The 10,366-nt window shown below is 70.5% G+C and carries 8 protein-coding genes and 1 pseudogene; 5 read left to right on the plus strand and 4 right to left on the minus strand.

What is annotated here, in order from left to right; translation table 11 throughout:
• Positions 1-73: 73 nt before the first annotated feature.
• The 3 genes from ACIRQH_RS38765 to ACIRQH_RS38775 form a co-directional block, all read right to left on the minus strand.
• On the minus strand, positions 74-1,180 hold the full coding sequence (locus ACIRQH_RS38765; RefSeq protein ID WP_358822140.1) for an amidohydrolase family protein: 1,107 nt from the start codon (positions 1,178-1,180) through the stop codon (positions 74-76).
• 128 nt (positions 1,181-1,308) lie between these two features.
• Positions 1,309-1,665 (minus strand): hypothetical protein, encoded by a 357-nt coding sequence (locus tag ACIRQH_RS38770; RefSeq protein WP_358822139.1) that lies wholly within the window; start codon positions 1,663-1,665, stop codon positions 1,309-1,311.
• Positions 1,666-1,758: 93 nt separating this feature from the next.
• Positions 1,759-2,712 (minus strand): heme o synthase, encoded by a 954-nt coding sequence (locus tag ACIRQH_RS38775; protein WP_404230079.1) that lies wholly within the window; start codon positions 2,710-2,712, stop codon positions 1,759-1,761.
• A 354-nt stretch (positions 2,713-3,066) separates the two neighbouring features.
• Between ACIRQH_RS38775 and tkt the strand changes: the two genes are divergently transcribed.
• Genes tkt through pgl form a run of 5 tightly spaced genes read left to right on the plus strand, consistent with a single transcriptional unit; the run spans position 3,067 to position 9,735 of the window.
• Complete coding sequence (gene tkt / locus ACIRQH_RS38780; RefSeq protein ID WP_388877531.1) at positions 3,067-5,154, plus strand: transketolase; 2,088 nt, start codon at positions 3,067-3,069, stop codon at positions 5,152-5,154.
• A 34-nt stretch (positions 5,155-5,188) separates the two neighbouring features.
• Entirely contained in the window at positions 5,189-6,307 is a 1,119-nt protein-coding gene (gene tal / locus ACIRQH_RS38785) for a transaldolase (protein ID WP_358822137.1), read from the plus strand.
• 4 nt (positions 6,308-6,311) lie between these two features.
• Complete coding sequence (zwf, locus tag ACIRQH_RS38790) at positions 6,312-7,835, plus strand: glucose-6-phosphate dehydrogenase (protein WP_358822136.1); 1,524 nt, start codon at positions 6,312-6,314, stop codon at positions 7,833-7,835.
• On the plus strand, positions 7,832-8,956 hold the full coding sequence (opcA, locus tag ACIRQH_RS38795) for a glucose-6-phosphate dehydrogenase assembly protein OpcA (RefSeq protein WP_404230068.1): 1,125 nt from the start codon (positions 7,832-7,834) through the stop codon (positions 8,954-8,956). Before zwf ends, opcA begins: the two co-directional genes overlap by 4 nt.
• Positions 8,953-9,735 (plus strand): 6-phosphogluconolactonase, encoded by a 783-nt coding sequence (gene pgl / locus ACIRQH_RS38800; RefSeq protein ID WP_404230072.1) that lies wholly within the window; start codon positions 8,953-8,955, stop codon positions 9,733-9,735. The genes opcA and pgl overlap by 4 nt, the downstream gene beginning before the upstream one ends.
• Before the next feature lie 274 nt (positions 9,736-10,009).
• Here the strand turns inward: pgl and ACIRQH_RS38805 are convergent.
• Positions 10,010-10,366 (minus strand): annotated as a pseudogene (locus ACIRQH_RS38805) (glucose-6-phosphate isomerase); the annotation flags it as partial.

The following is a 10,366-nucleotide window of genomic DNA, read 5'->3' on the forward strand; positions in this document are numbered from 1 at the left end:
CACAGTCTGGCCCCCGGCGGCGCGCCGGTGAAGGGCGCCGTCCGCCGCACGGCGCCGCTGCCGGGCCCCTGCGTCACTCCAGGGCGTACACCCGCCGGGCGTTCCCCGCCGCGATCAGGCCCGCGACCCGCTGGGCGTCGGCCAGCGACCAGGCGCCCTCGGCGACCCAGGTGCCGAGGACCCGGGCGAGCGCCTCGCGGAAGAGGCGGGCGCCGATGACGTGGAGTTCGGGCAGGCCGTGGGCGCCGCTGGAGAAGAGCAGCTTGCCGAAGGGGGCCAGTTCCAGGATCTCGGCGAGGACGGCCGCCGCCCGTGCTCCGGTTCGGACCAGGGCGGCGCCCAGATCGGCGTACACGTGCGGGAAGATCCCGGCGAGGTGCGCCGCGTGCCGGTGGTACGGGTAGCCGTGCAGCAGGACCAGGTCGGTGCCGAGTCCCGCGGTGGCGCGGGCGAAGTCGGTGAGCAGGACGGGGTCGGTGCGGTCGATGCGCAGGCCGGGCTCACCAAGTCCGGCGTGCAGTTGCAGCGGCAGGCCCGAGGCGACCGCGATCCACAGCAGATGGCGCAGCAGGACTGGATCGGAGAGCGGGCCGCCCACCCGGCGGCCGGCCAGCCAGCGGCCCGCCGCCCCCCGGACCTCGCCGGGCCCCGGTGGTTCGGGCGCGAGCGCCAGACCGTGCCGCACCCCGGCGACCGAGGTGAAGGCGACGGCGTTGGCGGCGGCTCCGTGGACGGACTCGGCGAGGTTGGCGAGAAAGGACTCGACGGTTCCGGAGGTGTCGGCGACCTGTTCGGCGAGCAGTTCCAGGCGGACGATCTCGTGCGCCCCGGCCGCTCCGGTGGAGGCCATCTCGCCCGGGCCGGTCAGGTCGCCGGGCAGTCCGGTGTCGACGAGATACGTGGTGATGCCGCTGCCGCGCAGCAGCCTGCGGCCCGATTCGAGGACGCCGAGTTCGCGACGCCGTGCCAGATAGCGGGCAGGGGTGCAGTGCGGCTCCAGGCCGAGCAGCGGCGGGCACCAGCGGCGTACGGCGAAGCCGGTCTGGGTGTCGAAGAAGGTGGTGCCGGGGGCCGGGGGCCCCTCGGTTCTGGCGAGGTGGGCCTCGAACGTGCCGAGGCCCAGCTCCGTCCGCAGTACGCCGTGGCAGTACTGGTCCACCAGGGACGGCGTTTCGATCATCCGGACTCCCCCGCGACTGGACCGTTCCTTTTCAGGTCCTAACGGGTGAAGTGGGTGTCAGGTGTTGGCCGCGCACACCCCGTGCGAACAGCCGACGTCTGTCGGCCGTCCGTGCGACGGGTGACGGGTCAGTCGTTGGAGGGTCCGCCGAGCTGGATGCCCGCCATGCGCTTCCACTCGTACGGGCCCGTCCTCACCTTGGCCGCGAACTCCCCGTCGAACGTCTCGTGCACGGTGACGCCGGCCTTCTTCACGGCGTCCTCCGCTACGGCGCAGCTCGGCGCCACGAGGTCGCCCCAGCCGCCGTCCTCGCCGACGAGCACGATGCGGGCGCCGCGCTCGCCGATGTAGGCGATCTGCGCCTCGGCCCCGCCGTGTGCCTTGGCGAAGGCGTCGATCTCGCGTCCGAGCCGGGCGGCCACCCGCTCGGCCTTGCGGTCCTGGGCGGTGCCGGGGTTCTCGTCGATCTGCTCGGTGTCTGCCATGGGCAGGATGCTACCGACGGGTAGATCAAACGGCGACGGGCGGGGTGCGTGGCCTTGGCCACGGACACCCCGCCCGTCGGACGAAGAAGGCGTCTACCGGAGGAAGGGGTCCACCGCGACGGCGACGAAGAGGATCGACACGTAGGTGATCGACCAGTGGAAGAGCCGCATCTCCTTGAGCTTGCCGCCCGCGACCTCGGCCTTGGCCCGGTTCTGCAGGCCGTGGGCCTCCCACAGCCAGAACACGCCCGCGCCGAGGGCGACGACGGTGTAGAACCAGCCGGTGTAGCCGAGCGGGGTGAGCAGCAGCGAGACCGCGACCATCACCCAGCTGTAGATGACGATCTGGCGGGCGACGACCTTGTTGCTGGCGACGACCGGCAGCATCGGAACACCCACGCGCGCGTAGTCGTCCTTCACCTTCATGGACAGCGGCCAGTAGTGCGGCGGCGTCCAGAAGAACATGACGAGGAAGAGGATGACCGGCGCCCAGGACAGGGAGTCGGTGACCGACGACCAGCCGATGAGCACGGGCAGACAGCCGGCGATGCCGCCCCACACGATGTTCTGCGACGTACGGCGCTTGAGGATCATCGTATAGACGACGACGTAGAAGAGGAGCGCCGCGAGCGACAGCCAGGCGGACAGCCAGTTGACGGTGAGGCCGAACAGCAGCGTCGAGACGACGGCCAGCGAGATGCCGAAGGCGAGGCACTCGCGGGGGCTGACCATGCCGGTGACCAGCGGGCGCTGCGAGGTCCGCTCCATGAGGGCGTCGATGTCGCGGTCGATGTACATGTTGAGCGCGTTGGCGCCGCCCGCGGAGAGGTAGCCGCCGAGGCAGGTGAGGAGCACCAGCTTCAGGTCGGGTACACCCTGCTGGGCCAAGAACATCACTGGAACGGTGGTGATCAGCAGCAGTTCGATGATCCGCGGCTTGGTCAGCGCCACGAACGCCTTGACCCGGGCCCCGAATGGCCGCTGACCCCGGCTGCTGCTCGTCCCGAGCACACCGGCTGGACGGGATTCGACGGCCGTCACGCACACCCCTGACAGAGACATCCCAGCAAGCCCCGGGTGTGAACTCCCCGTAAAGGCTCGCGCGTACCACGCCACTGTAGACGTTGCCCAGACCCCGGCATTCGCGGGGGTGGGCTCGTGTTGGGAGGTGCCGCTGGAAGAGCCCGCCGCCACTCGATTGAGCACTCGGACGAGCGGCTCCGTATTCACGTGTCGAACACGGAACGGCCCAGTCGGGAGGCGGATCCCGAAGAGTCCCGGCAGTCTGGAATGACTCGAAAAAACGCACGTACTTACGGGGGTAGGCTCGACAACGGCCGGGGCGCCCAGTGCACCGGCAATTCGACATGTGTGACATGTGGAGAGGAGCCCTGACCCAGGGTGAGCACCAAGCCGACCACCACAGACCTCGAGTGGACCGCATTGGACCAGCGGGCTGTCGACACCGCCCGCGTCCTGGCCGCCGATGCCGTACAGAAGGTCGGAAACGGCCATCCCGGTACGGCCATGAGCCTCGCGCCCGTCGCGTACACCCTCTTCCAGAAGGTGATGCGGCATGACCCGGCGGACCCCGACTGGGTGGGGCGAGACCGCTTCGTGCTGTCCGCGGGCCACTCGTCCCTGACCCTCTACACCCAGCTCTACCTCGCCGGGTTCGGCCTGGAGCTGGCGGACCTCGAAGCCTTCCGGACCTGGGGCAGCAGGACGCCCGGTCACCCGGAGTACGGGCACACCCCCGGGGTGGAGACCACCACCGGTCCCCTCGGCCAGGGTGTGGCCAACGCCGTGGGCATGGCGATGGCCTCCCGCTACGAGCGCGGCCTGTTCGACCCGGAGACCGCGCAGGGCGAGTCACCGTTCGACCACTTCATCTACGCCATCGCCGGTGACGGCTGCCTCCAGGAGGGCATCTCCGCGGAGGCGTCCTCCATGGCCGGGCACCAGCGGCTCGGCAACCTGGTCCTGCTGTGGGACGACAACCACATCTCGATCGAGGGCGACACGGAGACCGCGGTCTCCGAGGACACCGTCAAGCGCTACGAGGCGTACGGCTGGCACGTCCAGCGGGTCGCCCCGAAGCCGGACGGCGACCTCGACCCGAACGGCCTCTTCGACGCCATCGAGGCCGCGAAGAAGGTGACGGACCGGCCGTCGTTCATCGCGATGCGCTCGATCATCGCCTGGCCCGCGCCGAACGCGCAGAACACCGAGGCCGCGCACGGCTCGGCGCTCGGCGACGACGAGGTCGCGGCCACCAAGCGCGTCCTCGGCTTCGACCCGGAGAAGTCCTTCGACGTCGCCGACGAGGTCCTCGCGCACACGCGCCAGGCGCTCGACCGCGGCCGTGAGGCCCGTGCCGAGTGGGAGAAGGGCTTCGCCGCCTGGCGCACCGCCAGCCCGGAGCGCGCCGCCGAGTACGACCGCATCGCCGCGACCGAGCTGCCCGCCGGCTGGCAGGAGCACCTCCCCACGTTCGAGACGGGCAAGAGCATCGCCACCCGTGCCGCGTCCGGCAAGGTGCTGCAGGCCCTCGGCCCGGTCATCCCCGAGCTGTGGGGCGGCTCCGCCGACCTGGCCGGCTCGAACAACACCACGATCGACAAGAACAGCTCGTTCCTCCCGGCGGACAACCCGCTCGCGGAGGCCGACCCGTACGGCCGCACGATCCACTTCGGCATCCGCGAGCACTCCATGGCCGCGGAGATGAACGGCATCACGCTGCACGGCAACACGCGTGTCTACGGCGGCACCTTCCTGGTGTTCTCCGACTACATGCGCAACTCGGTCCGCCTGTCGGCCCTGATGCACCTGCCGGTGACGTACGTGTGGACGCACGACTCGATCGGCCTCGGTGAGGACGGTCCGACGCACCAGCCGGTCGAGCACCTCGCCTCGCTGCGCGCCATCCCGGGCCTGAACGTCGTCCGTCCCGCGGACGCGAACGAGACGACCATCGCGTGGCGCGAGATCCTGAAGCGCTACACGAAGGTGTACGGCAAGGGTGCCCCGCACGGCCTGGCGCTGACCCGTCAGGGCGTGCCGACGTACGACGCGAACGAGGACGCCGCCAAGGGCGGATACGTGCTGTTCGAGGCCGAGGGCGGCACGCCGGAGGTCATCCTCATCGGCACCGGCTCCGAGGTGCACGTGGCCGTCGAGGCGCGTGAGCGGCTCCAGGCCGCGGGCATCCCCACCCGGGTGGTGTCCATGCCGTGCGTGGAGTGGTTCGACGAGCAGGACCAGGGGTACCGGGACAGCGTCCTGCCGCCGTCGGTGAAGGCGCGCGTCTCGGTCGAGGCCGGTATCGGTCTCACCTGGCACCGCTTCGTCGGGGACGCCGGACGGATTGTTTCGCTGGAGCACTTCGGCGCTTCGGCCGACGCCAAGACGCTGTTCGCCGAGTTCGGCTTCACTGCCGAGCACGTCGCCGACGCCGCCCGTGAATCGATCGCAGCAGCCCAGCGCTGACGCCGACATACGACACGTAGGAGATGCAATTTCCATGACAGACGCACTCAAGCGCCTCTCCGAGGAAGGCGTCGCGATCTGGCTGGACGACCTGTCCCGCAAGCGGATCACGTCCGGCAACCTCGCGGAACTGATCGACCAGCAGCACGTCGTGGGCGTCACCACCAACCCGTCGATCTTCCAGAAGGCGATCTCCCAGGGCGACGGCTACGACCAGCAGCTGTCCGACCTCGCGGCCCGCAAGGTCACCGTCGAGGAAGCCATCCGCATGATCACGACGGCTGACGTCCGTGACGCCGCCGACATCCTGCGGCCCGTGTTCGACGCGACGGGCGGCCAGGACGGCCGGGTCTCGATCGAGGTCGACCCTCGTCTGGCGCACAACACCCACGCGACCGTCGCCGAGGCCAAGCAGCTGGCCTGGCTGGTGGACCGCCCCAACACCCTGATCAAGATCCCCGCCACCCGCGGGGGTCTGCCGGCGATCACCGAGGTCATCGGCCTCGGTATCAGCGTCAACGTGACGCTGATCTTCTCGCTGGAGCGCTACCGCGAGGTCATGGACGCGTACCTCGCCGGCCTGGAGAAGGCCAAGGAGCGCGGCCTGGACCTGTCGAAGATCCACTCCGTAGCGTCCTTCTTCGTGTCCCGCGTGGACACCGAGATCGACAAGCGGCTCGACGCCCTCGGCACCCCCGAGGCGAAGGCCGCCCGCGGCAAGGTGGGCCTGGCGAACGCCCGGCTCGCCTACGAGGCGTACGAGGCGGTCTTCTCCTCCGACCGCTGGTCCGCCCTGGACAAGGCGCAGGCCAACAAGCAGCGTCCGCTGTGGGCCTCGACCGGCGTCAAGGACCCGGCGTACAAGGACACCCTGTACGTCGACGACCTGGTCGCGCCGAACACCGTGAACACCATGCCGGAGGCCACCCTGGAGGCCACCGACGACCACGGGCAGATCACCGGCAACACCGTCGCCGGCACGTACGACCAGTCCCGCGCCGAGATCGAGGCGGTCGAGAAGCTCGGCATCGCCTACGACGACGTGGTCCAGCTCCTCGAGGACGAGGGCGTCGAGAAGTTCGAGGCGTCCTGGAACGACCTGCTCAAGTCGACCGAGGCGGAACTCAAGCGCCTCGCCCCTTCGGAGGGCTGAAACCTTGTCGAGCAGCAATCCGCTGCGTGACCCCGCAGACCGACGGCTCCCGCGTATCGCGGGGCCGTCGGGCCTGGTCATCTTCGGCGTCACGGGCGATTTGTCACGTAAAAAGCTGATGCCCGCGGTCTACGACCTCGCCAACCGGGGTCTGCTGCCGCCGGGCTTCTCCCTCGTCGGCTTCGCCCGGCGCGAGTGGGCCAACGAGGACTTCGCGCAGGAAGTGCACGACGCGGTCAAGGAGCACGCCCGTACGCCCTTCCGCGAGGAGGTCTGGCAGCAGCTGGTGCAGGGCATGCGCTTCGTCCAGGGCACCTTCGACGACGACGAGGCCTTCGACCGGCTGCGCTCCACCATCGACGAGCTGGACAAGGCGCAGGGCACGGGCGGCAACTTCGCCTTCTACCTGTCCGTGCCGCCGTCCGCGTTCCCGGTGGTCATCAAGCAGCTGAAGAAGCACAAGCTGGCCGAACAGTCGAACGGATCCTGGCGCCGCGCGGTCATCGAGAAGCCCTTCGGTCACGACCTCAAGTCGGCCGAGGATCTCAACGCGATCGTGCACGAGGTCTTCGCCCCGGACCAGGTCTTCCGTATCGACCACTACCTCGGCAAGGAGACCGTCCAGAACATCCTGGCGCTCCGTTTCGCCAACACGATGTTCGAGCCGATCTGGAACCGGTCCTTCGTCGACCACGTGCAGATCACCATGGCCGAGGACATCGGCATCGGCGGCAGGGCCGGCTACTACGACGGCATCGGCGCCGCCCGTGACGTCATCCAGAACCACCTCCTCCAGCTGATGGCGCTGACCGCGATGGAGGAGCCCTCCTCCTTCGACGCGGACGCGCTCGCCGCGGAGAAGACCAAGGTGCTCGGCGCCGCCAAGCTGCCCAAGGACCTGGGCAAGGACACGGTCCGCGGCCAGTACGCGGCCGGCTGGCAGGGCGGCGAGAAGGTCGTCGGCTACCTCCAGGAAGACGGCATCGACCCCACGTCGAAGACCGACACGTTCGCCGCGATCAAGGTCGAGGTGGACAACCGCCGCTGGGCGGGCGTCCCCTTCTACCTGCGCACCGGCAAGCGGCTCGGCCGTCGCGTCACCGAGATCGCGGTCGTCTTCCAGCGCGCCCCGCACTCCCCCTTCGACCACACGGCGACCGAGGAGCTGGGCCAGAACGCGATCGTCTTCCGCGTCCAGCCCGACGAGGGCGTCACGGTCCGTTTCGGCTCCAAGGTGCCCGGCACCTCCATGGAGATCCGGGACGTCTCGATGGACTTCGCCTACGGCGAGTCGTTCACCGAGTCCAGCCCGGAGGCGTACGAACGGCTGATCCTCGACGTCCTGCTCGGCGACTCGAACCTCTTCCCGCGCACCGAGGAGGTCGAGCTGTCCTGGAAGATCCTCGACCCGATCGAGCAGTACTGGGACAAGCACGGCAAGCCCGCGCAGTACGCGTCGGGCACCTGGGGTCCCGTCGAGGCGGACGAAATGCTCGAGCGAGACGGACGGAGCTGGCGTCGCCCATGAAGACCGATCTCACGGACACCACGGCCAGCAAGGTCAACAAGGCGCTGGTGCTGGGCCGCCGCGCCATCGGCACCCCGGCCGTGGGCATGGTGCTCACCCTCGTCATCGTCACCGACGAGGAGAACGCCTACGACGCCCTGAAGGCCGCCAACGACGCCTCGCGCGAGCACCCCTCGCGCACCCTCGTGGTCATCAAGCGCGTCAACCGCTCGCCCCGCGACCGCACGAAGTCCCGGCTCGACGCCGAGGTGCGGCTCGGCGCTGAGGCGGGCACCGGCGAGACGGTGGTGCTGCGCCTCTACGGCGAGGTGATCAACCACGCCCAGTCGGTCGTCCTGCCGCTGCTGCTGCCGGACGCGCCCGTCGTCGTCTGGTGGCCGGTGAACGCGCCGCTCGACCCGGCGAAGGACCCGCTCGGCGCGCTCGCCCAGCGCCGCGTGACCGACACCTACGCGGCCGAGTCCCCGGTCCGCGAGCTCAACGCCCGCGCCGACGCCTACGCCCCCGGCGACACCGACCTGGCCTGGACCCGCATCACGCCCTGGCGCTCGATGCTGGCCGCGGCCCTGGACCAGGTCGTGTGCGACGTGGCCGCGGTCGAGGTGGAGGGCGAGGAGTTCAACCCGAGCTGCGAGCTGCTGGCGATGTGGCTCGCGGACCGGCTCGACGTCCCCGTCAAGCGCTCGCTGTCCGCCGGCCCGGGTCTCACCGCGGTGCGGATGGAGACGAGCTGCGGCCCGATCGTCCTGGACCGCGCCGACGGCTCCCTCGCCACCCTCTCCATCGAGGGCCAGCCCGACCGTGCGGTGGCGCTCAAGCGCCGAGAGACGGCCGAGCTGATGGCGGAGGAGCTGCGCCGCCTCGACCCGGACGACACCTACGCCTCCGCGCTGCGCTACGGCGTGGACCGGCTCAACGCGGAGGCCGAGGCCGCCGAGGAGACCTCCTCGGGCGGGACGGCGACGGCCACGAAGACGGCTCCGGGCGCCAAGAAGTCCGCCGCCGCTCCGGCGGCGAAGAAGGCCGCCTCGTCGTCGGCGGCCAAGAAGGCGACGTCGGGCGCCGCGGCGAAGAAGTCCCCCGCCAAGAAGGCTCCGGCGAAGAAGGCGGCCGCCGAGTGAACACTCCGCAGCTCGTCGTCCACCGCGACAAGGAACTGATGGCCCAGGCCGCGGCGGCCCGGCTGATCACGAAGATCGTGGACGCGCAGGCCTCGCGCGGATACGCCTCGATCGTGCTCACCGGCGGACGCAACGGCAACGGCCTCCTCGCCGCGCTCGCCTCCCAGCCCGCCCGCGACGCCGTCGACTGGGGACGCCTCGACCTGTGGTGGGGCGACGAGCGCTATCTCCCCGAGGGCGACGCCGACCGCAATGACACACAGGCGCGCGCGGCCCTCCTCGACGCGGTTCCGCTGGACGCGGCACGGGTCCACCCGATGCCCACGTCCGACGGTCCGCACGGCGACAACGTCGAGGCGGCGGCGGAGGCGTACGCGGCCGAGCTGGCCAAGGCGGCAGGACCCGAGAACCACGGCGCGGTGCCGGAGTTCGACGTCCTGATGCTCGGTGTCGGCCCGGACACCCACGTCGCCTCGCTCTTCCCCGAGCTGCCCGCGGTGCGGGAGACGGAGCGGACAGTGGTCGGTGTGCACGGCGCGCCCAAGCCGCCGCCGACCCGGATCTCGCTGACCCTGCCCGCGATCCGCTCCGCACGCGAGGTGTGGCTGCTCGCGGCGGGCGAGGACAAGGCGGAGGCGGCCGCCATCGCCCTGTCCGGCGCGGGTGAGATCCAGGCCCCGGCGGCGGGCGCCCGGGGTCGCTCCCGCACCCTGTGGCTGCTGGACGCGGCGGCGGCCTCCCAGCTGCCGCGATCCCTGTACCCGCCGGCCTCCGCCTGACCGGTACGAACGCCGAACGCCGGAGAAGCCGCATTCCAGGCTTCTCCGGCGTTCGGCGTTTCCGGCGCCCGGGGTCAGCTCCCGTCGGGCCCTCGGCCGTACGGGTTCTGCCGGTTTCCCGCTGTGCTCGGGTCCTGTGCGCGTGCATCCGGCCTGCCGTAGCCGCACGGATCGAACGGGCTCCCGAACGATCCGCCTTCGCACAGGCCGGGATGTACGGGCAGCGGGCGGACTCCCGCCGACCGCTCCCCGCGTCCTCGTGGCGGCCCGCGCGTCAACGCCCGCGCAGCTCCCGGTACGTGGCGACCAGTGCCTTGGTCGACTCGTCCAGACCCGGCACCTCGGCGCCCTCCGTGAGGGCGGGTTCGATGCGCTTGGCGAGAACCTTGCCGAGTTCGACGCCCCACTGGTCGAAGGAGTCGATGTTCCAGACGGCACCCTGGACGAACACCTTGTGCTCGTACAGGGCGATCAACTGGCCGAGCACGGACGGCGTCAGCTCCGCCGCGAGGATCGTGGTGGTGGGGTGATCACCACGGAACGTCTTGTGCGCGACCAGCTCCTCCGGCACCCCCTCCGCACGGACCTCATCGGGAGTCTTGCCGAACGCCAGCGCCTGCGTCTGCGCGAA

Source organism: Streptomyces sp. NPDC102279 (assembly GCF_044766365.1).
GTDB lineage: Bacteria > Actinomycetota > Actinomycetes > Streptomycetales > Streptomycetaceae > Streptomyces.